Origin of the sequence: Pseudomonas sp. R3-52-08, from assembly GCF_003851745.1 — a bacterium.
Lineage (GTDB): Bacteria > Pseudomonadota > Gammaproteobacteria > Pseudomonadales > Pseudomonadaceae > Aquipseudomonas.
Genome location: NZ_CP027730.1, coordinates 5,443,213 through 5,465,925, shown reverse-complemented (window position 1 = coordinate 5,465,925; position 22,713 = coordinate 5,443,213). Strand labels below are relative to the sequence as shown.

Sequence of the window (22,713 nt, the reverse complement as noted above, 5' to 3'; positions counted from 1 at the left end):
AGCTTGTAGCTTAAAGCTGTCGTGTACGAGGTTTTAAAGATGGCCGAACGTCTCAGCAACGACTTCCAATTCCTCGATGTCGGGCGCAAAGATCCGAAGAAGAAACTGTTGCGTCAACGCAAGAAAGAGTTCGTGGAGATCTACGAACCCTTCAAACCCCAGCACTCGGCCGACCAGGCCCACCGCTGCCTGGGTTGCGGTAACCCGTATTGCGAATGGAAGTGCCCGGTGCACAACTTCATTCCCAACTGGCTCAAGTTGGTGGCCGAGGGCAACATCCTCGCCGCCGCTGAACTGTCGCACCAGACCAACACCCTGCCGGAAGTCTGCGGCCGGGTGTGCCCGCAGGACCGTCTCTGCGAGGGCGCGTGCACCCTCAACGACGGTTTTGGCGCGGTGACCATCGGTTCGGTGGAGAAGTACATCACCGACACCGCGTTCGCCATGGGCTGGCGCCCGGACATGTCCAAGGTCAAGCCGACCGGCAAGCGCGTCGCGATCATCGGCGCGGGCCCTGCGGGCCTGGGCTGTGCCGACGTGCTGGTGCGTGGCGGCGTGACCCCGGTGGTGTTCGACAAGAACCCGGAAATCGGCGGCCTGCTGACCTTCGGCATCCCCGAGTTCAAGCTGGAGAAGACCGTACTGAGCAACCGTCGCGAAGTGTTCACCGGCATGGGCATCGAGTTCCGCCTGAACACCGAGATCGGCAAAGACATCACCATGGAGCAACTGCTCGCCGAATATGATGCGGTATTCATGGGCATGGGCACCTACACCTACATGAAGGGCGGCTTTGCCGGTGAGGACCTGCCGGGCGTGTACGACGCGCTCGACTTCCTGATCGCCAACGTCAACCGCAACCTGGGCTTTGAAAAGTCGCCGGAAGATTTCGTCGACATGAAAGGCAAGAAGGTCGTGGTGCTTGGCGGTGGCGACACCGCGATGGACTGCAATCGCACCTCGATCCGCCAGGGCGCCAAGTCGGTGACCTGTGCGTATCGCCGTGACGAAGCCAACATGCCCGGTTCGCGCAAAGAGGTGAAGAACGCCAAGGAAGAAGGCGTGAAATTCCTCTACAACCGCCAACCGATCGCGATTGTTGGTGAAGACCGCGTCGAAGGCGTGAAGGTGGTCGAGACCCGTCTTGGCGAACCGGACGCCCGTGGCCGTCGCAGCCCCGAGCCGATCCCGGGTTCCGAAGAAATCATCCCGGCCGACGCCGTGGTCATTGCCTTCGGTTTCCGCCCAAGCCCGGCGCCGTGGTTCGAGCAGTTCGAGATCCAGACCGACAGCCAGGGCCGTGTTGTGGCCCCGGAGCAAGGCCAGTACAAGCACCAGACCAGCAACCCGAAAATCTTCGCCGGTGGCGATATGGTGCGCGGCTCTGACTTGGTAGTAACGGCGATCTTCGAAGGGCGCAATGCCGCTGAAGGCATCCTGGACTACCTGCAAGTCTGGCCCTGATCCCCGCTTGAAATGAGATCAAAATGTGGGAGGGGGCTTGCTCCCGATAGCGGTGTGTCAGTTTCAGTATCTATAACTGAACCACCGCAATCGGGAGCAAGCCCCCTCCCACATTGGTTTTGCAGCGTTTCCATGTCCGCGACAAATTGACCCGATAGACAAAAGGCACGGCGCATTCCGTGCCTTTTGCGTCGCGCTCTGAGAAAATGCCCGCACTTTTTTTGCGGATGCCGACATGACTGCCCTCAAGAACGACCGTTTCCTTCGTGCCCTGCTCAAGCAGCCCGTAGACGTCACGCCCGTGTGGATGATGCGTCAAGCCGGTCGCTACCTGCCGGAATACCGCGCCAGTCGCGCCAATGCCGGCGACTTCATGAGCCTGTGCATGAACCCTACGTTCGCCTGCGAAGTCACGATGCAGCCGCTGGACCGCTACCCGCAGCTGGATGCGGCCATCCTCTTCTCCGATATCCTCACTATCCCGGACGCCATGGGCCAAGGCCTGTACTTCGAGACCGGCGAAGGTCCGCGTTTCAGGAAAGTCGTCAGTACTCTGGCTGATATCGAAGCCTTGCCGATCCCTGATCCGCACAAAGACCTCGGCTACGTGATGGATGCCGTCAGCACCATCCGCCGCGAGCTCAATGGCCGCGTGCCACTGATTGGTTTCTCCGGCAGCCCATGGACCCTGGCCACTTATATGGTCGAAGGCGGCTCGTCGAAAGACTTCCGCAAGACCAAGGCCATGCTCTACGACAACCCGCACGCTATGCACCTGTTGCTGGACAAGCTGGCGCAGTCGGTCATCTCGTACCTCAATGGCCAGATCATGGCCGGCGCGCAAGCGGTGCAGATTTTCGATACCTGGGGCGGCAACCTGTCGGCGGCGGCGTACCAGGAGTTCTCCCTGGCTTACATGCGCAAGATCGTCAGCGGCCTGATCCGCGAACACGAAGGCCGCAAGGTGCCGGTAATCCTGTTCACCAAGGGTGGTGGCCTGTGGCTGGAAAGCATCGCCGACGCCGGCGCCGATGCCCTGGGCCTGGACTGGACCTGCGACATTGGCGAAGCCCGCCGTCGCGTCGGCAACCAGGTTGCGCTGCAAGGCAACATGGACCCGACCGTGCTGTACGCCAAGCCGGAAGCGATCCGCACCGAAGTCGGGCGCATCCTCGCCAGCTACGGCAAAGGCACCGGGCACGTGTTCAACCTGGGTCATGGCATCACCCCGGAGGTGAACCCGGAACATGCCGGCGCCTTCCTGCGCGCGGTGCACGAGCTGTCAGCGCAATATCACGAGTAACACGCAAGACCAATGTGGGAAGGGGTTGCCCCCTCCCACATTTTGACCTGTGAATACATTTCAACGCTGGGTGGGGACTTGCCCCCGATAGCGCCAGGGCAGCCAGCACTGCTCATAAAGTGAACACCCGAGCCTAAAGCGCCACCTTTTAGCGCGTCGCAAATAGATAAGTAGCTCGCGAACGATTTCTCCCTCGACCACCCGTCTCCCGTGCGTTGGGTGACAGACTTCTCCTACGCCCGCAAAGCGCCTTCCCACAAGTGCTACCGATCTGCTCACGGCCCTCTGGGCCCCGGCCTCGTGCGTCATATCTCGCGTTTAATCGGCGGGCTTATATAGACGCATCAACAGGTCGTTTTCAGGATTTGTTGAATGGCTATTCAATTTCAGGCATGGCATTTGCTCTATCAATTCAAAGCCTCTCTCCCTCTCAGGAGATGAGCGCAATAACAAGAGCCTCGCCTGAGGCCATCACCCGCTTTGTGTGAGGAGATACTGCGATGACGTCGTTCAACTCCGGGGCTCAACCCCAGAACCGTGCGCCTCAATCCATCGGCTTTTTGCTGCTGGACAATTTCACGCTGATTTCCCTGGCGTCGGCCGTGGAACCGCTGCGCATGGCCAACCAGCTGTCCGGCCGCGAGTTGTATCGCTGGACAACCCTGAGTGTCGACGGCAACCAAGTATGGGCCAGTGACGGCCTGCAGATCACCCCCGATGCCGCCATGCACAAGGCTCCAGCCCTGGACACGGTGATCGTGTGCGGTGGCGTGGGCATCCAGCGCACCGTCACCCGCGAACACGTGTCGTGGCTGCAAAGCCAGGCGCGTCAATCCCGTCGTCTCGGTGCGGTCTGCACCGGCAGTTGGGCCCTGGCCTGTGCGGGCCTGCTCGACGGTTTCGATTGCAGCGTGCATTGGGAATGCCTGGCGTCGATGCAGGAAGCGTTTCCCCGCGTGGCCATGAGCACACGCCTGTTCACCCTCGATCGCAACCGCTTCACCAGCTCCGGCGGCACCGCGCCGTTGGACATGATGCTGCACCTGATCAGCCGCGACCACGGCCGTGAGCTGTCGGCCGCCATCTCCGAGATGTTCGTGTACGAACGCATCCGCAACGAACAGGATCACCAGCGTGTGCCGCTCAAGCACATGCTCGGCACCAACCAGCCGAAGCTGCAGGAAATCGTGGCGCTGATGGAAGCCAACCTGGAAGAGCCCATCGACCTGGACGAACTGGCGGTCTATGTCGCCGTGTCGCGTCGCCAGCTGGAGCGGTTGTTCCAGAAATACCTGCACTGTTCGCCGTCGCGCTACTACCTCAAGTTGCGCCTGATCCGTGCGCGGCAGTTGCTCAAGCAAACGCCGATGTCGATCATCGAAGTGGCGTCGGTGTGCGGGTTTGTGTCCACCCCGCATTTCTCCAAGTGCTACCGCGAATACTTCGGCATTCCGCCGCGCGATGAGCGTGTAGGCTCCAACACCACCCAGCAGGTGGCGATGCTGCCGATTCCGCAGGCGCTGGTGTTGTCACCGTTGTCGGGGCCGATGTCGGCGTTGAGCCAGGCCAGGAATGAGTCGACTTTTGCCAGTGTAAGGCTCTAGACCGGGTTGACTGCATCGGGGGCAAGCCCCCTCCCACATTTGATTTGTGAACACAGTCAAAGGTGGGAGGGGGCTTGCCCCCGATAGCACTCTGTCAGGCGCCGCGGTTCTGCTTGAACTGCATCAAGGCCGGCAACAACTGTTTATCGATCGCCTGACGCACCGCCGGCAGAATCGTCGCGCTGCCGCTGTACATCCGCTCAACCATGCCCTTGAGCGCCTTGGCCCGTGCCTCGCTCAAACCGCGTACCGCGCACTCGCAAGCCTGCTCGGCGCTGGCACCGCTGGACACTTCGAAACCCAACGAGCGCAGTTGGCCCAACAGGTCATCCTGGTCAATCAAATCCGCATGCATCATGACGTTTATCCTGGTGAGGGGAGCGGGGTTCGACCTCGATTCTGGTAGCCGCCCAGGCGGTCGGCAAGGGCAGAATGCGTGAATGCCTCAGATGGCTATGAGGGTGTCGTTTTCGGGCCATGCACCCGGTGCACTTACCGGCACACTGGTCCCAGGCACGCAGCTTGATGGTTTGGTCACCCTCCGGATGCACGGCTCACACAAGGCACTCTGCCCCGATCCAGTCACGGCTGGCTCGGGGCTTTTTTTGCCGGCAAACCAATGACACGGCCAAGCAGGGCGGGCATTGGCAGCTCGGCCTGTGCGGCGCTGATGGCAGCCAGACGTTCCAGCGCGGCCTCGGTGAACGGCGTGGCATGCGGCCCCGCCAGGTCGACATGCAGCAGCATCTGTTCGTTGCCGGCCAGTTCCTTGTCATCCCCCACCGGGTGCAGGCTGTGATAGAGATGCAGGCGCTTGGCGTCGTGGGCGATCAGCTGGGTGCGCACCTCCACTTCGGCTCCCAGCTTCACTTCGTGCAGGTAGTTCAGATGCAACTCCAGGGTGAACAGCGAGTGGCCGCTGGCTTCGCGGTTATCACTGTCCAGGCCCAGCATGTCCATCAGTGCGTCGGTGGCGTAGCTGAAGATCAGCAGGTAGAACGCATCGCGTAGGTGGCCGTTGTAGTCGACCCATTCAGGCAGGATTTGAGTGGTGTAGGTCTTCAATGCGGGCATGGATCCAGACTCGGTCAAGAATGTGAGTTATTCGGCGAAGCTCATGCCGTGTTTGGCTTTAGTCACTTTGACTGCCTCCAATACCGCCAGCAGGCAATCATCACGATAGCGCTCCAGCGCCGCAATGCTGTGTTTGCCTAGCTGGTCGCGGGTGCCATCGACCACATCGTCGATCAGCTTGTCAGTGAGCTCCGGGGCCGGCAAATAGGTCCACGGCAACTGCAATGCCGGGCCGAACTGCGCCATGAAGTGGCGCATACCCGCATCGCCACCGGCCAGGGTGTAGGTGAGGAAGGTGCCCATGAACGACCAGCGCAGCCCGGCGCCAAAGCGAATCGCGTCGTCGATTTCGCCCGTGGTCGCCACGCCATCGTTGACCAGGTGCAGCGCCTCGCGCCACAGCGCTTCCAGCAGGCGATCAGCAATAAACCCCGGCACTTCCTTGCGCACGTGCAGTGGGCGCATGCCGAGGGATTCATAGACCTTGATCGCGGCCTGGATCGCCTCCGGCGCGGTGTGCTTGCCGCCGACCACTTCCACCAACGGCAGCAGGTAAACCGGGTTGAACGGGTGGCCAACCACGCAACGTTCCGGGTGGGTCGAACCCTCATAAAATTCACTTGGCAATAGCCCGGACGTGCTCGAGCCGATCAACGCATTTGGCTTGGCTGCGGCGCTGATCTTGCTGTGCAAATCCAGTTTCAGCTCCAGGCGTTCCGGGGCGCTTTCCTGGATGAAGTCGGCGTCCCTTACACATTCCTCGATGGTGGCGACAAAGCGCAGGCGCGCCTGGGATGCTCCCGGTGCCAGGCCTTGTTGCTCCAGGGCGCCCCAGGCGTTGGCGACACGTTTGCGCAGGGCCGCTTCGGCGCCGGGTGCCGGGTCCCAGGCCACGACGTCCAGGCCGTGGGCGAGGGCGCGGGACACCCAGCCGCTGCCGATAACACCGCTGCCGAGGGCGGCGAAGGTTTTGATTTCGGTGATAAAGCTCATTGGCACATTCCTAAAGCGTTCGGTGATCCCTTGTGGGAGGGGGCTTGCCCCCGATAGCGGTGGCTCAGCACCGAATGCATCGACTGACACACCGTAATCGGGAGCAAGCCCCCTCCCACATTTTTGATTTGGTTTTGGCAGGGACTAGCCGCGTTTGGCCAGGCCCATCTTGATGCGACCTTCCGCCGGGGTCATGACCCGCGCCCCCAGGCGGCTGAGGATTTCACCGGCGCGCTCCACCAACTGCCCATTGGTGGCAAGCACGCCTTTGTCCAGCCACAGGTTGTCTTCCAGGCCGACTCGCACGTTGCCGCCCAGCAGCACCGCCTGCGCCGCCATCGGCATCTGCATGCGGCCGATGCCGAAGCCGGCCCACACGGCGTCGGCGGGCAAGTTGTCGACCATGGCTTTCATGGTGGTGGTGTCGGCCGGCGCGCCCCACGGGATGCCCAGGCACAGTTGAAACAGCGGGTTGTCGAGCAGGCCTTCCTTGATCATCTGCTTGGCGAACCACAGGTGGCCGGTGTCGAAAATCTCCAGCTCGGCTTTAACGCCCAGCGCCTGGATTCGCTTGGCGCCGGCGCGCAATTGCGCCGGAGTGGACACGTAAATGGTGTCGCCATCGCCGAAGTTCAGGGTGCCGCAATCGAGGGTGCAGATTTCCGGCAGCAATTCCTCGACATGGGCCAGGCGCGTCAGTGGGCCGACCAGGTCGGTGTTGGGACCGAACTCCATGGGGTGCTCGCCACTGCCGATCTCCAGGTCGCCGCCCATACCGGCAGTGAGGTTGACGATGATGTCGATGTCGGCCTCGCGGATGCGCTCCATCACTTCGCGGTACAGCGCCACGTCGCGGCTGAACTTGCCGGTGTGCGGGTCACGCACATGGCAGTGCACCACGGTCGCGCCGGCCTTGGCGGCTTCCACGGCGGCGGCCGCGATTTGTTTGGGGGTGACCGGCACGTGCGGGCTTCTGGCGGTCGTGTCGCCAGCACCGGTGAGTGCGCAGGTGATGATGACGTCGTGGTTCATGAGGCGGTTCCTTGCAGGCGTGGGGGTGCCGTTCGCAGCCGGTCGGGGCTGCGAGCGGTGTCTTGAACAGCTTATTTAACGGTCAGTTGAAGGTTGGCCGCCGCCGGCTTGCCATCGAAGGTGGTTACACCTTCCAGCCAGCGCGCCTGGTCTTGCGGGTGATCCTTGAGCCACTGCTTGGCCGACTCAATGGGGTCCTTGTGATCCAGCAAGGGCTGCATCATCCGGCTCTCATCGGCGGCGGTGAAGGTCAGGTTGGTCAACAACTTGTGGACGTTGGGGCACTGCTCGGCATAGGTCGGCGCGGTGACGGTCCACACGGTCGCCCTGCCTTCATTGGGCCCCAGGGCGTCTTCGCTGCCGGTGAGGTAAGTCATCGCCACGTTGACGTTCATCGGGTGCGGCGCCCAGCCGAAGAACACCACGGGTTCCTTGCGCCGTACCGCACGGTCGACCGCAGAGAGCATGGCCGCTTCGCTGGATTCGACCAGTTGGAACTTGCCCAGGCCGAACTGGTTCTTGGCGATCATGGCCTTGATCTGGGTATTGGCGCCCGAACCCGGCTCGATGCCGTAGATCTTGCCGCCCAACTCTTTTTCGAAGCGGGCGATGTCGGCAAAGGTTTTCAGGCCCTTGTCCGCCAGGTAAGTCGGCACGGCGAGGGTGGCGCGGGCGTCTTCCAGGCTCGGTTTGTCGAGCACTTTGACTTGCTTGGCGTCGACGAACGGCGTGATGGTCTGGGTCATCAGCGGGTTCCAGTAGCCCAAGAACAGATCCAGGCGCTGGTCGCGGATGCCGGCGAAGATGATCTGCTGGGACGCGCTGGTCTGTTTGGTCTTGTAGCCGAGGCCGTCGAGCAGCACTTGGGTCATGGCGCTGGTGGCGATCACGTCGGTCCAGTTCACCACGCCCAGGCGCACGTTCTGGCAGGAAGCGGCATCCGCTGCCATGACGGGGGTGCTCAAAATAGCGCTGACGCTGAGTGCAAGCACGCTGCGGCTGATCAGTCGGTTCATGGTGGAGCCCTCGGCAGGTCGTTATTGTGGGGTCGGCGTCTTTGTGCGCCGTGGTGCCACGTTACGCAGCTTGGCTGGTGACAAAACGCACGGCGGCGACCCACTTTTGCACTGCAGCGACCTGCCCCTTGAATCCGCCCAGGAACGGGAGTATCACAGTGCCACGCTGCCGGCCCGACGAGAGCGCCACCATGTCCCAGGATTTCTACTTTTTACTGATGCCGGGGTTCTCGGCCATTGGCTTTATTTCCGCGCTGGAGCCGCTGCGAGTGGCGAATCGCTTCCGTGGCGAGCTGTACCGCTGGCATGTCTTGAGCGCCGATGGCGGTGCGGTATTGGCGAGCAACGGCATGTCGGTCAATGCCGACGCCGCACTGGAACCGCTGAAGAAGGGCGCAACGCTGCTGGTGGTGGCCGGCTTCGAACCGCTGCAGTTCGCCACGCCCGCGCTGGATCACTGGCTGCGCCGTCTCGACCACGACGGCGTGACCCTCGGCGCCATCGACACCGGCGCCTGCGTGCTGGCCGAAGCGGGCCTGCTCGACGGCCACCGCCTGACCTTGCACTGGGAAGCCATCGATGCGTTCAAGGAATCGTATCCTCACCTGAGCGTCACCCAGGAACTGTTCGAGATCGACCGCCGTCGCATCACCTGTGCCGGCGGCACCGCATCCATCGACCTGATGCTCGACCTCATCGCCCAGGCCCACGGCCCTGACCTGGCAATCCAGGTGTCCGAACAGTTCGTACTGGGCCGCATCCGCCCGCGCCAAGACCACCAGCGCATGCAGATCGCCACCCGCTACGGCATCAACAATAAAAAACTGGTGCAGGTGATCGGCGAGATGGAGCAACACACCGAGCCACCGCTGAGCACCCTGGCCCTGGCCGACGCGATCAAGGTTACCCGGCGCCAACTGGAGCGCTTGTTCCGCCTGCATCTGAACGACACACCGAGTAACTTCTACCTGCGCCTGCGCCTGGAAAAAGCCCGGCAACTGCTGCGCCAGAGCGATATGAGCGTGCTGGAAGTGAGTATTGCTTGCGGGTTCGAGTCGCCGTCGTATTTCACCCGCAGCTATCGGGCGAGGTTTGCGAAGTGTCCGAGGGAGGATCGGCGACGGGAGGTGGTTTGATCGTTTTTTAGTCAATTATAGGCGCGACTATAATTTATAGTTGTTTCTATAATTAGGTATAAAAGCGGCCGGCACCGCGGATCAAATGTGGGAGGGGGCTTGCCCCCGATAGCGGTGGGTCAGCAGCACATAAGTGACTGACACACCGCCATCGGGGGCAAGCCCCCTCCCACAGTAGATTTTGGTGTGGCTTATTTTTTCAGCAGGGCCGAACACGCCGCCTTGTAAGCTTCATGCTGATACTTGTTCAGCGTGGCAGGCAGATCAAAGTTGCGCTTCTTGTTCTGCGCATTGATGGTTTGCGGTGACAAAAGCGTCACCTCCACCCCGTCCAGCAACTGAAACACCCCTTCAATCTTGAACGTCGTCGGGCCACCGGCGAATTCGCCTTTCTTGCTGCGTTTCTTGATCGCGATACGGGTGATGGCGTTTGCCTGCACGAATGCCTCCACCTGGGCGGCGAAGGCCTTGACGTTGGCGGCTTCGTCATCGTCTTCAAGGGCGATTTTCTTGGTGGCCAGAGCGACGTGGGTCAGCGCCAGGCCATCCAGGGAGGCGACGGCGATGATGGCTTCGCTGCCTTTGATTTCGATGCCGCAGAGAGTCATGAAAAGCCCTGGTTCAGAAGGAAAGTCGCAGGATTGTCGCTTATTCCTGCCCAATCGACTCCAAAAACTCCGACCGCTCGTCACTCATCCGCGCCAGGCAATCATTCAGCGCAATCGCATACGCCTTGGTCCCGGTCGCCGCCGGGAAGGTGTCCACCGCGCAATCGGCATCGCGTAGTTTTTCCCACTTCTGCTGGGCATCCTTCAGACGAGCGGTAATGTCGGCGAGCTTGGTCTTGTCGCTGCCGTAGGTGGAACCCATGCGCTCCAGCAGGCCCTGATAGTTGTCTTTCAACAATTGCTCGGCGGTGGTTTTGTTGTAGGTGGCGCATTCCAGGGTTTGCTGGTCGTTCTCGATGCCGTCGCACGGCGTGCTGTCGGTGTCTTCGGCGGCGTGGACGCCGGTTGCGATGAGTGCCAAAGCCAGGAAAATCGATTTCATTGCGCCGTCTCATATCAGGTGATGCGGAATTCTGGCTCAAGCGTAAGACAAAGAACAGCCGCCAGTCAGGCATGTCTACACAGGCTTTGTCGCGGATTGACGCTTTCGGCAATTCCCCTGTCGTTTTTGCACCCGGCTCCGTCGGCCCCTGGGCATATGCTGGCCCCAAAGCGCCGGCAGACGATTCGGCGCATGAATTGCCAATAAGGGGACGCCTGATGAGCCCAGCCGAGTTGCACGCCGACAGCATCGTTATCGACGGTCTGATTATTGCCAAGTGGAACCGCGACCTGTTCGAAGACATGCGCAAAGGTGGCCTGACGGCCGCCAACTGCACGGTGTCGGTGTGGGAAGGCTTCCAGGCCACGATCAATAACATCGTCGCCAGCCAGACCCTGATCCGCGAAAACAGCGACCTGGTGATCCCGGTGAAAACCACCGCCGATATCCGTCGCGCCAAGGAGCAGGGCAAGACCGGCATCATCTTCGGCTTCCAGAATGCCCACGCGTTTGAAGACCAGCTCGGCTATGTCGAGATCTTCAAACAGCTCGGCGTCGGTGTGGTGCAGATGTGCTACAACACCCAGAACCTGGTGGGCACCGGCTGCTACGAGCGTGACGGCGGCCTGTCGGGGTTCGGCCGCGAGATCGTCGCCGAGATGAACCGCGTCGGCATCATGTGCGACCTGTCCCACGTCGGTTCCAAGACCAGCGAAGAAGTCATCCTCGAATCGAAAAAGCCGGTGTGCTATTCCCACTGCCTGCCCTCGGGCCTCAAGGAGCACCCGCGCAACAAATCCGATGAAGAACTCAAGTTCATCGCCGACCACGGCGGGTTTGTCGGCGTGACCATGTTCGCGCCGTTCCTGGCCAAGGGCATCGATTCGACCATCGACGATTACGCCGAAGCCATCGAATACACCATGAACATCGTCGGCGAAGACGCCATCGGCATCGGCACCGACTTCACCCAGGGCCATGGCCAGGATTTCTTTGAAATGCTGACCCATGACAAAGGCTACGCCCGCCGCCTGACCAGCTTCGGCAAGATCATCAACCCGCTGGGCATCCGCACCGTGGGCGAGTTTCCCAACCTCACCGAGACCCTGCTCAAGCGCGGCCATCCTGAACGCGTGGTGCGCAAAATCATGGGCGAGAACTGGGTCAATGTCTTGAGAGACGTCTGGGGCGAATAAGCCAGACACCACCGGCAACACCACTACGAATTTTTCTGGAGTTAAGTTTCCATGGCCAAGATCGCCCCGCAATTGCCAATCGAAGTCGACAGCGAAACCGGTGTCTGGACTTCCGACGCCCTGCCGATGCTGTACGTGCCGCGCCATTTCTTCGTCAACAACCACATGGGCATCGAAGAAGTGCTGGGTGCCGACGCCTACGCCGAGATCCTCTACAAGGCCGGCTACAAGTCCGCCTGGCACTGGTGTGAAAAAGAAGCCGAGTGCCACGGCCTGGAAGGCGTCGCGGTGTTCGAGCACTACATGAAGCGCCTGTCGCAACGTGGCTGGGGCCTGTTCAAGATCCAGGACATCGACCTGGATAAAGGCACCGCCAGCGTCAAGCTGGAACATTCGGCCTTCGTCTACGTGTACGGCAAGGTCGGGCGCAAAGTGGACTACATGTTCACCGGCTGGTTTGCCGGCGCGATGGACCAGATCCTTCAAGCGCGTGGCAGCACTATTCGTACTGTGGCCGAACAAGTCTACGGAGGCTCCGAAGAGGGCCACGATGATGGCCTGTTCACCGTCAAGCCGTTGTAAGCCGAGGACCGTGCCATGGCTTTCGAAGCAATGTTCCAACCGATTCAGATCGGCAAACTGACCATCCGCAACCGCGTGCTCAGTACCGCCCACGCCGAGGTGTATGCCACCGACGGCGGCATGACCACCGACCGCTATGTGAAGTACTACGAAGAGAAGGCCAAGGGCGGTATCGGCCTGGCGATCTGCGGCGGCTCCTCGGTGGTGGCCATCGACAGTCCCCAGGAATGGTGGAGTTCGGTGAACCTGTCCACTGACCGCATCATCCCGCACTTCCAGAACCTGGCCGACGCCATGCACAAGCATGGCGCCAAGATCATGATCCAGATTACCCACATGGGCCGTCGCTCGCGTTGGGACGGCTTCAACTGGCCGACCCTGATGTCGCCGTCCGGCGTGCGTGAGCCGGTGCACCGCGCCACCTGCAAGACCATCGAGCCGGAAGAGATCTGGCGCGTGATCGGCAACTATGCCAGCGCCGCCAAGCGCGCCAAGGCCGGTGGCCTGGACGGGGTGGAACTGTCCGCCGTGCACCAGCACATGATCGACCAGTTCTGGAGCCCGCGGGTCAACAAGCGCACCGACGAATGGGGCGGTACCTTCGAAGGCCGCATGAAGTTCGGCCTGGAAGTGTTGAAGGCCGTGCGCGCCGAAGTCGGTGACGATTTCTGTGTGGGCATGCGCCTGTGCGGCGACGAGTTCCACCCGGACGGCCTGTCCCACGAGGACATGAAGCAGATCGCCAAGTATTACGACGACACCGGCATGCTCGACTTCATCGGCGTGGTGGGCTCGGGGTGCGATACGCACAACACCCTGGCCAACGTGATCCCGAACATGAGTTACCCGCCGGAGCCGTTCCTGCACCTGGCGGCCGGTATCAAGGAAGTGGTGAAAGTCCCGGTGCTGCACGCGCAGAACATCAAGGACCCGAACCAGGCCACGCGCATTCTGGAAGGCGGCTACGTGGACATGGTCGGCATGACCCGCGCCCATATTGCCGACCCGCACCTGATCGCCAAGATCAAGATGGGCCAGATCGACCAGATCAAACAGTGCGTCGGCGCCAACTATTGCATCGATCGCCAGTACCAGGGCCTGGATGTGCTGTGCATCCAGAACGCCGCGACCTCCCGTGAATACATGGGCGTGCCGCACATTATCGAGAAGTCCACCGGGCCCAAACGCAAAGTGGTCGTGGTGGGTGCGGGGCCGGCCGGTATGGAGGCTGCACGCGTCGCCGCCGAACGCGGCCACGAGGTGACCCTGTTCGAAAAGAAAGAATTTATCGGCGGGCAGATCACCACCGCATCGAAAGCCCCGCAACGCGACCAGATTGCCGGTATCACCCGCTGGTTCCAGTTGGAGCTGGCACGCTTGAAAGTCGATCTGCGCCTGGGTGTGGCGGCTGATGCCGAAACTATCCTCGACCTGCGCCCGGACGTGGTGGTGCTGGCCGTCGGTGGGCATCCGTTCATTGAACAGAACGAACACTGGGGCGCTGCCGAAGGCCTGGTGGTGAGCAGTTGGGACGTGCTCGACGGCAAAGTCGCACCGGGCAAGAACGTGCTGGTGTACGACACCATCTGCGAATTCACCGGCATGTCGGTGGCGGATTTCCTTGCGGACAAAGGCTGCCAGGTCGAGATCGTCACTGACGATATCAAGCCGGGCGTGGCCATCGGCGGTACGTCGTTCCCGACTTACTACCGCAGCATGTACCCCAAGGAAGTGATCATGACCGGCGACATGATGCTGGAAAAGGTCTACCGCGAAGGCGACAAGCTGGTGGCGGTGCTGGAGAACGAATACACCGGGGCCAAGGAAGAGCGGGTGGTCGACCAGGTGGTGGTGGAGAACGGCGTGCGCCCGGACGAGGCGATTTATTACGGGCTCAAGGAAGGTTCGCGCAACAAGGGCCAGATAGACGTCGAAGCCCTGTTCGCGATCAAGCCGCAGCCCTGCCTGAGCGAACCGGGTGAGGGGTACTTGTTGTTCCGCATCGGTGACTGTGTGGCCCAGCGTAATACCCATGCCGCGATCTATGACGCCCTGCGCTTGTGCAAGGATTTCTAAGCCGACTGGGTTCAAATGTGGGAGGGGGCTTGCCCCCGATGGCGGAGTGTCAGTTGATACAGCTGTAGCTGACCCACCGCTATCGGGGGCAAGCCCCCTCCCACATTAGTTTTGTGTGGTCTGTGGGAGCTTCACCATGTTGAACACCTTGCTGCCTATTCTTTTGTTTGCCGCCCTAGGCCTTGCCGTCCTCGGCGCCCTGCGCCGGGTGAACATGTGGCGCCGTGGCCGCGCCTCCAAGGTCGACCTGCTCGGCGGCCTGTTGGCCATGCCCAAGCGCTACATGGTCGACCTGCACCATGTGGTCGCCCGCGACAAATACATCGCCAATACCCACGTCGCTACTGCGCTGGGCTTTGTGCTGTCGGCGCTGCTGGCGATCCTGGTGCACGGTTTCGGCCTGCACAACCGTATCCTCGGCTATGGGTTGCTGCTGGCCTCGGTGCTGATGTTTGTCGGCGCCACCTTTGTCTACCTGCGTCGGCGCAATCCGCCGGCCCGCCTGTCCAAGGGCCCGTGGATGCGCTTGCCGAAAAGCCTGATGGCGTTCTCGGTCAGCTTTTTCCTGGTGACGCTGCCGGTGGCGGGGATCCTGCCCGCTGATTTCGGTGGCTGGCTGCTGGCCGCGTTGCTCGGCGTGGGCGTGCTGTGGGGCGTGTCCGAAATGTTCTTCGGCATGACCTGGGGCGGCCCGATGAAGCACGCCTTCGCCGGTGCCTTGCACCTGGCCTGGCACCGCCGCTCCGAGCGCTTTGGGGGCGGGCGTTCCACCGGTTTGAAACCGCTGGACCTCAGCGACAAAACCGCGCCGTTGGGCGTGGAAAAACCCAAGGACTTCACCTGGAACCAATTGCTCGGCTTCGACGCCTGCGTGCAGTGCGGCAAGTGCGAAGCCGCCTGCCCGGCGTTCGCCGCCGGCCAGCCGCTGAACCCGAAGAAGCTGATCCAGGACATGGTGGTCGGCCTGGCTGGCGGCACCGATGCCAAGTTCGCCGGCAGTCCGTATCCAGGCAAACCCATCGGCGAGCACGGCGGCAATCCGCACCAGCCGATCGTCAACGGCCTGGTGGACGCCGAGACCCTGTGGTCATGCACCACCTGCCGCGCCTGCGTGGAAGAGTGCCCGATGATGATCGAGCACGTGGACGCCATCGTCGACATGCGCCGCTACCTCACCCTGGAAAAGGGCGCAACGCCGAACAAAGGCGCCGAAGTCCTGGAAAACCTGATCGCCACCGACAACCCCGGCGGCTTCGCACCCGGCGGCCGGCTGAACTGGGCGGCGGATTTGAACCTGCCGCTGCTCAGCGAGAAAGGCAGCTGCGAGGTGCTGTTCTGGGTCGGCGACGGTGCCTTCGACATGCGCAACCAACGCACCCTGCGCGCGTTTGTCAAAGTGCTCAAGGCGGCCAAGGTCGACTTCGCCGTGCTTGGCCTGGAAGAACGCGACAGCGGCGACGTGGCACGGCGCCTGGGCGATGAAGCGACCTTTCAGTTGCTGGCTTCGCGCAATATCCAGACCCTGGCCAAGTACAGCTTCAAGCGCATCGTCACCTGCGATCCGCACAGTTTTCATGTGCTGAAAAACGAATACGGCGCCTTCAACGGCAACTACCTCGTGCAGCACCACAGCACCTTCATGGCCGAGCTGATCGGCGAGGGCGCGCTGAACCTGGGTCAGCACAAAGGCAACAGCGTGACCTATCACGATCCCTGCTACCTGGGCCGCTACAACGGCGAATACGAGGCGCCGCGCCAAGTGCTGCGGGCGCTGGGTATCGAGGTCAAGGAGATGCAGCGCTCGGGCTTTCGTTCACGCTGCTGCGGCGGCGGTGGCGGCGCGCCGATCACCGACATCCCCGGCAAGCAACGCATCCCCGATATGCGCATGGACGACATCCGCGAAACCGGCGCCGAACTAGTAGCTGTGGGTTGCCCGCAGTGCACGGCGATGCTCGAGGGTGTGGTCGAACCGCGTCCGTTGATCAAAGACATTGCCGAATTGGTGGCCGACGCCTTGCTTGAAGATGCGGCACCGGCCAAGGCGCCCAACAAGCGTGAACCTGCGGAGGTGCATTGATGAGCGACATTATCCGCCGCGATCCCCGTGCCGAATGGATCGCCCGTAACCGTCTTCATCCTTTGCACGCGGCGATGCAGCCCGTGCAACAAAGCTGGATGGGGCCCAACGGTGTGATCCGCAAGAACGTGCATGGGATTGGTTTTATCGGCCCCAACGGGATCAAGCGTATCGACCGCAGTGGCGCCCAGCAGGGCGGTGCGGCCAAGCGTACGGCGGCGGTCGAGGTGCTGTTGCCGCTGCACCAGGTGCCAATGCCGGCGTTCTACATCAACGTGGTACCGGATATGGTCGGTGGCCGCTTGAGCAGCCACGACCGTGATTTGCTCGGCCTGGCCCGGCAACTGGCCGGCAACGACGGCGCAGTGCTGGCGGTGGTGTTTGGTGAACACAAGGAAAGCGCGTTTGCTGCAGCGGGTGTAGACCGCCTGCTGGTGCTGGACGGTCATGAGTTCGACGGTTATTCACCGGAGCAGCGCGTCCAGGGCCTGCGGGCTGTGGATAACCAGTTCAACCCGCGTCACTGGTTGCTGCCGGACAGCCGCAGCGGCGGTGGCGAGCTGGGTCGGCGTTTTGCCGCCAGCCTCAAGGAGCGCCCGGCCACGCGGGTGTGGCAGATCAAAGGCCAGGCGTGCATCGGCCGCGCCGGTGCGGGCCAGGAAGATCTGGCCCGGCCATTGCCACGCCTGATCCTTGCGGCCGCCGAATGTGCAGATCCGATCAGCGAGACGCGCCATGAAGTCTTGCCCGTGGAGTTATCCACAACCCTGGCGCGCAGCCTGCCACGTATCGAAGACCTCGGCGCAGTGGCGGTGGACCCGGCGGCGATTCCCATGGCCGAAGCGGAATTCATTTTTTCTGGCGGCAACGGCGTGAAGGACTGGGCGCTGTTCCACCAGACCGCCGCCGCCCTGGGCGCCACCGAGGGCGCGTCGCGGGTGGCGGTGGACGATGGCTATATGGCGCGTGATCGCCAGGTCGGCGCCAGCGGCACCTGGGTCACGGCACGGGTGTACGTGGCCGTGGGCATTTCCGGGGCGATCCAGCACCTGCAAGGCATCGGTGCCTGCGACAAGGTGGTGGCGATCAACCTCGACCCGGGTTGCGACATGATCAAGCGTGCCGACCTGTCGGTGATCGGCGAAAGCGCCGCGATTCTGCAAGCCTTGATCGCTGCGGTCGAGGCCCACCGCAACGGCGCCAAGCGCGATGCAGCCTAGGGGTATGACCATGACAACCAATGTAATCAGCCTGGTATCCGTCGGCGCCCACCCCACTTCCGGGCGCCCGCGCCGAGCCGAACAAGATGCGCGTGCCGTCGAGCTAGGTTTGCAGATGGCTGGGGATAAGTTGCAGGTACTGCACGCGGGCGACATCAGCGAGCCGACCTTGCGCAGCTACCTGGGCATGGGCTTGCCGCAACTGCATGTGCTGGAACAGCCGGCGGGTGCCGATGCATTGCCGGTGTTGAGTGACTATCTACGCGACGCCGGTGCCCAGGTGGTGCTCACCGGCAGCCAGGCGGAAACCGGCGAGGGGTCGGGCATGCTGCCGTTTCTGCTGGCCGAACAACTGGGTTGGCCGCTGATTGTCGGCCTGGCCCAGGTGGAGTCCATCGAAAACGGCGTGGCCCATGTGCTGCAAGCCTTGCCCCGTGGCCAGCGGCGGCGCTTGAAGGTGCGCCTGCCGTTTCTCGCCACTGTGGATAACGCCGCGCCCAAGCCTCGGCAAAGCGCCTATGGGCCAGCGCAACGTGGCGAGCTTGCCGCCCACGAAGTCGAGATCGAACAGGATGAGTTATTCACAGACGCGCTGCTGCAGCCGGCCAAGTCGCGGCCCAAGCGCCTCAAGGTGATCAAGGCCAAGAGCGGCGCCGACCGTATGAAGGCAGCAACGGCCAAGGCCAGTGGCGGCGGCGGGCAGGTGCTCAAGGGCCTGAGCCCGGAGGCGGGCGCTGAAGCCATTCTCAAGCTGTTGATAGAAGAAGGCGTCGTACGCTGAACCCCTGTGGGAGGGGGCTTGCTCCCGATGGCGGAGTATCAGTTGATATAGCTGTAACTGACCCACCGCTATCGGGAGCAAGCCCCCTCCCACATTTGGATCTGAGGTTTACCCACAATGGCTGTTGATCCGCCTGTGGATAAGATGTTCGCTGTCGGTTACAGGCCTTATAAACAAAGGCTATCCTCAATCTGCTCAAAATCTGATCAAAGGTTGTTTTTACAGCCCTGAAAGTGCTGAACCCCCGATATATGCAGGTTTGACGCGGTTTTCCACAGCGTGAGCAAAGTTGCCCCCAAAGTCTGTTGGTGCTTCTGTGGATAAGGTGTTCGCGTTCCTCTGTAGCCCTTGAGTACCGTGGCTTACAGGCTTTAGATCAAAAAATGATCAATGGGAGGTGAAACCCTGGGCTTTGAATAAGTCACGGATTTTCTTGATTTATTTTCAAAGGAAAGCGCAGTTGCCCACAATTGCTGTGGGTGGCTTTGTGGATAAGTTGTTGGGCAATGGCTGGAGGGGCAGGCTTTTAGCGGTCCGCGCGAGAGTTGATCAAATATTGTTCAGCGCGCCTGGTACAAGTGTGGGAGGGGGCTTGCTCCCGATAGGGATGGATCAGCTTGCACATGCATTGGCTGATACTCCGCTATCGGGAGCAAGCCCCCTCCCGCATTTTGATCCACGGCGTGTCGGTTATTCGTGGGCGGCCACGCCTTTGAGGTAGGGCGCGGGCGCGGCACCGAGGTTGTTTAGCATGCGTTCGCTGTACCAATCGATAAAGTTCACCACGCCGAACTCATAGGTCTTGGAGTACGGGCCTGGCTGGTAAGCGGTGGAGTTGATCCCGCGCTGGTTCTCTTCGGCCAGGCGACGGTCCTGGTCGTTGGTGGCGTCCCACACTTGGCGCATGCGCTCCACGTCATAATCAACGCCTTCCACCGCGTCCTTGTGCACGATCCACTTGGTGGTGACCATGGTTTCCTGGGCACTGATCGGCCACACGGTGAACACGATGATGTGATCGCCCATGCAGTGGTTCCACGAGTGGGGCAGGTGCAGGATACGCATCGAGCCCAGGTCGGGGTTCTTGATCCGGCCCATCAGTTTTGCGCAGCCCTGTTTACCGTCCAGGGTCATCGACACGGTGCCCTTGAGCAGTGGCATGCGCACGATACGGTTGCGCAGGCCAAAACTGGCGTGGGCATAAGGAATCTTCTCGGCATCCCAGGCGGCGGCGGAAGCAGCCACGTGGTCCTTGAACGCCTGGTCGGCGCGCGGGTCGGTGACGTCGTCCCATTCCAGCAAGGTTTTCAGCAGTTCCGGGTGCGACGCGTTGCAGTGGTAGCACTCGCGGTTGTTTTCCAGCACCAGCTTCCAGTTGGCTTTTTCAAACAAGGTGGTCTGGATCGCCACCTTGGTGTTCTCCATGTCGTACGGTTCCATGTAATGGTTCAGGGTCGACAGGAAGTCATCGATGGCCGGTGGGTTTTCGGCCAGGCTGATGAAAATGTAGCCGCCGGCGGTCTTCACGTTCACCGGTTTGAGGCCGTACTGCTTCATGTCGAAGTCAGCGCCCATCTCGGTGCCGGCGAACAACAGGCGACCGTCCAGCTCGTAGGTCCACTGGTGGTAATGGCAAACGAGCTTGGCGACCTTGCCCTTCTCGCTGGTGCACAAGCGCGAGCCACGGTGACGGCATACGTTGTGGAAGGCGTGCACCACGCCGTCGGCGCCACGGATCACGATGATTGGGTTCTTGCCCACTTGCAGGGTCAGGTAATTGCCCTTGGTGGGGATTTCGCAGGTCATGCCGGCAATCAACCACTCTTTCTGGAAGATCTCCTGCATGTCGATATCGAACAGTCGCTCATCAGAGTAAAACGGCTGTGGCAGCGAAAAGGTGCGCTCGCGCTCTTGCAGCATCTGCGCGGTGGCCTTGCGTGCGGGTTCCAGCGGATCGCCCAAGCTTAAGGTTGCGGTGACGTCCATCGTGTATGTCCTCATGGCCATTCTGTGTGGCCGGCGAATAGTGGCTACGGTTGGTGCTGTGCAAGGCGTAAAGAAAGTGTCTTTCGTTGGGAGCGAGTGTGGGCCCGGCGTTGCGTCGAACCTTATCCATGGGCGACATGGCCCAATCTGATCCCGACGCGCAACCCCCTGTCGTTGGGGGCTGGTCGCGGTAAGTATGTGAATGTCGCAGATAGGTAAATGGCGGATTCTCGCGTTACGCAGAATCGCCACCATAAGGCCGAGCCTCGGCGGTGGAGAACAGTATGTCCAACAGCTTCCTGAATCCGGTAACCACCCAGACCTGGGCCAATGGTCGGCACATCGTCCGTTGCGTCAAAGTCATCCAGGAAACCTGGGACGTGCGCACCTTCTGCTTCATGGCCGATCAACCGATCCTGTTCTTTTTCAAGCCCGGGCAGTTCGTCACCCTGGAGCTGGAAATCGAAGGCCAGCCGATCATGCGCTCCTACACTATTTCCAGTTCGCCCTCGGTGCCCTACAGCTTTTCGGTGACCATCAAGCGCGTACCGGGCGGCAAAGTTTCCAACTGGCTGCACGACACGCTGCATGAAGGCCAGGAGCTGGCGGTGCACGGGCCGGTGGGGCTGTTCAACGCGATCGACTACACCAATCCGAAAGTGTTGTACCTGAGCGGCGGCGTCGGTATCACCCCGGTGATGTCCATGGCGCGCTGGTTTTACGACACCAACGCCAATGTCGACATGGTCTTCGTGCACAGCGCCCGTTCACCCAAAGACATCATCTACCACCGCGAGCTGGAGCACATGGCGTCGCGGATCGATAACTTCAGCCTGCACCTGATCTGTGAGAAGCACGGGCTTGGAGAACCCTGGGCCGGGTACCGCGGCTACCTGAACCACAAGATGCTGGAACTGATGGTGCCGGACTTCCTCGAGCGCGAAGTGTTCTGCTGCGGCCCGACGCCGTACATGAGCGCGGTAAAACGCCTGCTGGAAGCCGCCGGTTTCGACATGACGCGCTATCACGAAGAATCCTTCGGCGCGACGCCGCCAGAAGCGCGGGCCGACGCGGTGGAGCAGGCCGAACAAGCCGCTGATGCCCCTGAAGTCGACCTGGCGGACCTGCATCAGGTGGAATTCATTGCGTCCGGCAAGAGCATCCGCGTTGCGCCGGGCGAAACCGTGCATGCGGCGGCGGCCAAGCTTGGCCTGTTGATCCCGAAAGCATGCGGCATGGGCATCTGCGGCACATGCAAGGTGATGAAGCTGGGCGGCGAGGTGGAGATGGAGCACAACGGCGGGATTACCGAAGAGGACGAAGCCGAGGGTTACATCCTGTCGTGCTGCAGTGTGCCGAAGGGCGATGTGCGCATCGAGTTCTGACCCGAGCGCTGGTGACGCGGCGTCCAGGGGAGGCATTCCCACGCGGAGCGTGGGAATGATCTTGACTAGCGCTGATCGTTCCCACGCTCCGCGTGGTAACGCCTCATGGGACGCTCCGCGTCCCGCTTATCAGAGCCAAGGCTGTATGTCGATCAGCCCTTCCATCCCTGCATAGTTGCGAGCGCTGGAGTACCGCCAGTGTTCTGCGCGGTCCACATAGCCTCGTTTCACGGGGTTGTGATGGATGTAATCAAGCTTCTGACGCATGACAGCCTCGCTGTAGACCAGTTCTGCATGGGAGCCTTCCTGCCAGAGTTGATAAACACGATCTGCCTTGTGCGCACGTTTGCTGAAACGCAGGCGCTGTAACACGCGCTCCGCACCTTTGCTTTGCAGGTCGTCGATGATGGTACGGGCAGTGAAGGATTTGAATTGGCTGACGCATTTTCCCAAGTCGGGCGCTTGGGCAACGAAGTGCAGGTGGTTTTCCAGCACGACGTAGCCAAACAGGTTTAACGCATGGTTACTTTGTTGATATCGCCAGCAATCTAAAAGATGGTCCACCAAGTAACTGCGGGTGAAGAGTGGCAGCCACTCCATGACCGTACAGGTTAGAAAGTGCGGCTTTTCGGGCTCGGTGATGACGTAGCGGCTTCTACCCACGTGCTCATCCTTGAGTTGGGGTGGGACGCGGAGCGTCCAGGGGAGGAGGCATTCCCACGCAGAGCGTGGGAA

Annotated in this window: 20 protein-coding genes; 11 read left to right on the top strand and 9 right to left on the bottom strand. The window is 61.4% G+C overall.

What is annotated here, in order from left to right; translation table 11 throughout:
* Nucleotides 1–39: 39 nt before the first annotated feature.
* From C4J91_RS25260 to C4J91_RS25250, 3 genes are all read left to right on the top strand, one after another.
* Nucleotides 40–1,464 (top strand): FAD-dependent oxidoreductase, encoded by a 1,425-nt coding sequence (locus C4J91_RS25260; RefSeq protein WP_124364730.1) that lies wholly within the window; start codon nt 40–42, stop codon nt 1,462–1,464.
* 235 nt (nt 1,465–1,699) lie between these two features.
* Nucleotides 1,700–2,767, top strand: coding sequence for a uroporphyrinogen decarboxylase (hemE, locus tag C4J91_RS25255; RefSeq protein WP_124364729.1), 1,068 nt, complete (start codon nt 1,700–1,702; stop codon nt 2,765–2,767).
* 500 nt (nt 2,768–3,267) lie between these two features.
* A complete protein-coding gene (locus C4J91_RS25250) occupies nt 3,268–4,371 on the top strand; it encodes a GlxA family transcriptional regulator (protein WP_124364728.1) in 1,104 nt (367 codons plus the stop codon).
* A gap of 94 nt (nt 4,372–4,465) precedes the next feature.
* Here the strand turns inward: C4J91_RS25250 and C4J91_RS25245 are convergent, their stop codons facing one another.
* The 5 genes from C4J91_RS25245 to C4J91_RS25225 all read right to left on the bottom strand — a co-directional run bounded on the left by C4J91_RS25245 (nt 4,466) and on the right by C4J91_RS25225 (nt 8,486).
* On the bottom strand, nt 4,466–4,729 hold the full coding sequence (locus tag C4J91_RS25245; RefSeq protein ID WP_124364727.1) for a hypothetical protein: 264 nt from the start codon (nt 4,727–4,729) through the stop codon (nt 4,466–4,468).
* 224 nt (nt 4,730–4,953) lie between these two features.
* Entirely contained in the window at nt 4,954–5,445 is a 492-nt protein-coding gene (locus tag C4J91_RS25240) for a thioesterase family protein (RefSeq protein WP_124364726.1), read from the bottom strand.
* 27 nt (nt 5,446–5,472) lie between these two features.
* On the bottom strand, nt 5,473–6,438 hold the full coding sequence (locus C4J91_RS25235; RefSeq protein WP_124364725.1) for an L-carnitine dehydrogenase: 966 nt from the start codon (nt 6,436–6,438) through the stop codon (nt 5,473–5,475).
* Nucleotides 6,439–6,582: 144 nt separating this feature from the next.
* Nucleotides 6,583–7,470, bottom strand: a complete 888-nt coding sequence (locus C4J91_RS25230) for a 3-keto-5-aminohexanoate cleavage protein (RefSeq protein ID WP_124364724.1) — start codon at nt 7,468–7,470, stop codon at nt 6,583–6,585.
* A gap of 71 nt (nt 7,471–7,541) precedes the next feature.
* Nucleotides 7,542–8,486 (bottom strand): choline ABC transporter substrate-binding protein, encoded by a 945-nt coding sequence (locus C4J91_RS25225; protein WP_124364723.1) that lies wholly within the window; start codon nt 8,484–8,486, stop codon nt 7,542–7,544.
* 191 nt (nt 8,487–8,677) lie between these two features.
* On the opposite strand from C4J91_RS25225, the gene C4J91_RS25220 reads away from it, so the two are divergent.
* Nucleotides 8,678–9,622: a GlxA family transcriptional regulator gene (locus tag C4J91_RS25220; RefSeq protein ID WP_164484572.1), complete on the top strand. Its 945-nt coding sequence runs from the start codon at nt 8,678–8,680 to the stop codon at nt 9,620–9,622.
* A gap of 191 nt (nt 9,623–9,813) precedes the next feature.
* Here the strand turns inward: C4J91_RS25220 and C4J91_RS25215 are convergent, their stop codons facing one another.
* Both C4J91_RS25215 and C4J91_RS25210 read right to left on the bottom strand, forming a co-directional pair.
* A complete protein-coding gene (locus tag C4J91_RS25215) occupies nt 9,814–10,230 on the bottom strand; it encodes a DUF3010 family protein (RefSeq protein ID WP_124364721.1) in 417 nt (138 codons plus the stop codon).
* Between the two features lie 40 nt (nt 10,231–10,270).
* Nucleotides 10,271–10,672 (bottom strand): lysozyme inhibitor LprI family protein, encoded by a 402-nt coding sequence (locus C4J91_RS25210; protein WP_124364720.1) that lies wholly within the window; start codon nt 10,670–10,672, stop codon nt 10,271–10,273.
* Nucleotides 10,673–10,890: 218 nt separating this feature from the next.
* Here C4J91_RS25210 and C4J91_RS25205 point away from each other — a divergent pair, with 218 nt between their 5' ends.
* The 6 genes from C4J91_RS25205 (at nt 10,891) to C4J91_RS25180 (ending at nt 18,607) form a co-directional block, all read left to right on the top strand.
* On the top strand, nt 10,891–11,868 hold the full coding sequence (locus C4J91_RS25205; RefSeq protein ID WP_124364719.1) for a dipeptidase: 978 nt from the start codon (nt 10,891–10,893) through the stop codon (nt 11,866–11,868).
* 51 nt (nt 11,869–11,919) lie between these two features.
* The gene (locus C4J91_RS25200; protein ID WP_122542214.1) at nt 11,920–12,450 is read left to right on the top strand and encodes a DUF5943 domain-containing protein; all 531 of its coding nucleotides are present in this window, start codon (nt 11,920–11,922) and stop codon (nt 12,448–12,450) included.
* Nucleotides 12,451–12,465: 15 nt separating this feature from the next.
* Nucleotides 12,466–14,526 (top strand): dimethylglycine demethylation protein DgcA, encoded by a 2,061-nt coding sequence (dgcA, locus tag C4J91_RS25195; protein ID WP_124364718.1) that lies wholly within the window; start codon nt 12,466–12,468, stop codon nt 14,524–14,526.
* Nucleotides 14,527–14,662: 136 nt separating this feature from the next.
* Nucleotides 14,663–16,606 carry a dimethylglycine demethylation protein DgcB gene (dgcB, locus tag C4J91_RS25190; protein WP_124364717.1) on the top strand — a complete coding sequence of 648 codons (1,944 nt, stop codon included), beginning with the start codon at nt 14,663–14,665 and terminating at the stop codon, nt 16,604–16,606.
* Nucleotides 16,606–17,826, top strand: coding sequence for an electron transfer flavoprotein subunit alpha/FixB family protein (locus C4J91_RS25185; RefSeq protein WP_124364716.1), 1,221 nt, complete (start codon nt 16,606–16,608; stop codon nt 17,824–17,826). Before dgcB ends, C4J91_RS25185 begins: the two co-directional genes overlap by 1 nt.
* A 10-nt stretch (nt 17,827–17,836) precedes the next feature.
* Complete coding sequence (locus C4J91_RS25180; RefSeq protein ID WP_124364715.1) at nt 17,837–18,607, top strand: electron transfer flavoprotein subunit beta; 771 nt, start codon at nt 17,837–17,839, stop codon at nt 18,605–18,607.
* A gap of 690 nt (nt 18,608–19,297) precedes the next feature.
* Here C4J91_RS25180 and gbcA read toward each other — a convergent pair.
* The gene (gene gbcA, locus C4J91_RS25175) at nt 19,298–20,593 is read right to left on the bottom strand and encodes a glycine-betaine demethylase subunit GbcA (protein WP_124364714.1); all 1,296 of its coding nucleotides are present in this window, start codon (nt 20,591–20,593) and stop codon (nt 19,298–19,300) included.
* A 284-nt stretch (nt 20,594–20,877) separates the two neighbouring features.
* Between gbcA and gbcB the strand changes: the two genes are divergently transcribed.
* The gene (gene gbcB, locus C4J91_RS25170) at nt 20,878–21,978 is read left to right on the top strand and encodes a glycine-betaine demethylase subunit GbcB (protein ID WP_124364713.1); all 1,101 of its coding nucleotides are present in this window, start codon (nt 20,878–20,880) and stop codon (nt 21,976–21,978) included.
* A gap of 129 nt (nt 21,979–22,107) precedes the next feature.
* Here gbcB and C4J91_RS25165 read toward each other — a convergent pair whose 3' ends face one another.
* Complete coding sequence (locus C4J91_RS25165) at nt 22,108–22,641, bottom strand: transposase (protein WP_124364712.1); 534 nt, start codon at nt 22,639–22,641, stop codon at nt 22,108–22,110.
* Nucleotides 22,642–22,713 lie beyond the last annotated feature (72 nt).

Coding starts and splice junctions, on each gene's coding strand:
- C4J91_RS25260 (WP_124364730.1), top strand. CDS start 40: ATGGCCGAACGTCTCAGCAACGACTTCCAATTCCTCGATGTCGGGCGC.
- hemE (WP_124364729.1), top strand. CDS start 1,700: ATGACTGCCCTCAAGAACGACCGTTTCCTTCGTGCCCTGCTCAAGCAG.
- C4J91_RS25250 (WP_124364728.1), top strand. CDS start 3,268: ATGACGTCGTTCAACTCCGGGGCTCAACCCCAGAACCGTGCGCCTCAA.
- C4J91_RS25245 (WP_124364727.1), bottom strand. CDS start 4,729: ATGATGCATGCGGATTTGATTGACCAGGATGACCTGTTGGGCCAACTG.
- C4J91_RS25240 (WP_124364726.1), bottom strand. CDS start 5,445: ATGCCCGCATTGAAGACCTACACCACTCAAATCCTGCCTGAATGGGTC.
- C4J91_RS25235 (WP_124364725.1), bottom strand. CDS start 6,438: ATGAGCTTTATCACCGAAATCAAAACCTTCGCCGCCCTCGGCAGCGGT.
- C4J91_RS25230 (WP_124364724.1), bottom strand. CDS start 7,470: ATGAACCACGACGTCATCATCACCTGCGCACTCACCGGTGCTGGCGAC.
- C4J91_RS25225 (WP_124364723.1), bottom strand. CDS start 8,486: ATGAACCGACTGATCAGCCGCAGCGTGCTTGCACTCAGCGTCAGCGCT.
- C4J91_RS25220 (WP_164484572.1), top strand. CDS start 8,678: ATGTCCCAGGATTTCTACTTTTTACTGATGCCGGGGTTCTCGGCCATT.
- C4J91_RS25215 (WP_124364721.1), bottom strand. CDS start 10,230: ATGACTCTCTGCGGCATCGAAATCAAAGGCAGCGAAGCCATCATCGCC.
- C4J91_RS25210 (WP_124364720.1), bottom strand. CDS start 10,672: ATGAAATCGATTTTCCTGGCTTTGGCACTCATCGCAACCGGCGTCCAC.
- C4J91_RS25205 (WP_124364719.1), top strand. CDS start 10,891: ATGAGCCCAGCCGAGTTGCACGCCGACAGCATCGTTATCGACGGTCTG.
- C4J91_RS25200 (WP_122542214.1), top strand. CDS start 11,920: ATGGCCAAGATCGCCCCGCAATTGCCAATCGAAGTCGACAGCGAAACC.
- dgcA (WP_124364718.1), top strand. CDS start 12,466: ATGGCTTTCGAAGCAATGTTCCAACCGATTCAGATCGGCAAACTGACC.
- dgcB (WP_124364717.1), top strand. CDS start 14,663: ATGTTGAACACCTTGCTGCCTATTCTTTTGTTTGCCGCCCTAGGCCTT.
- C4J91_RS25185 (WP_124364716.1), top strand. CDS start 16,606: ATGAGCGACATTATCCGCCGCGATCCCCGTGCCGAATGGATCGCCCGT.
- C4J91_RS25180 (WP_124364715.1), top strand. CDS start 17,837: ATGACAACCAATGTAATCAGCCTGGTATCCGTCGGCGCCCACCCCACT.
- gbcA (WP_124364714.1), bottom strand. CDS start 20,593: ATGGACGTCACCGCAACCTTAAGCTTGGGCGATCCGCTGGAACCCGCA.
- gbcB (WP_124364713.1), top strand. CDS start 20,878: ATGTCCAACAGCTTCCTGAATCCGGTAACCACCCAGACCTGGGCCAAT.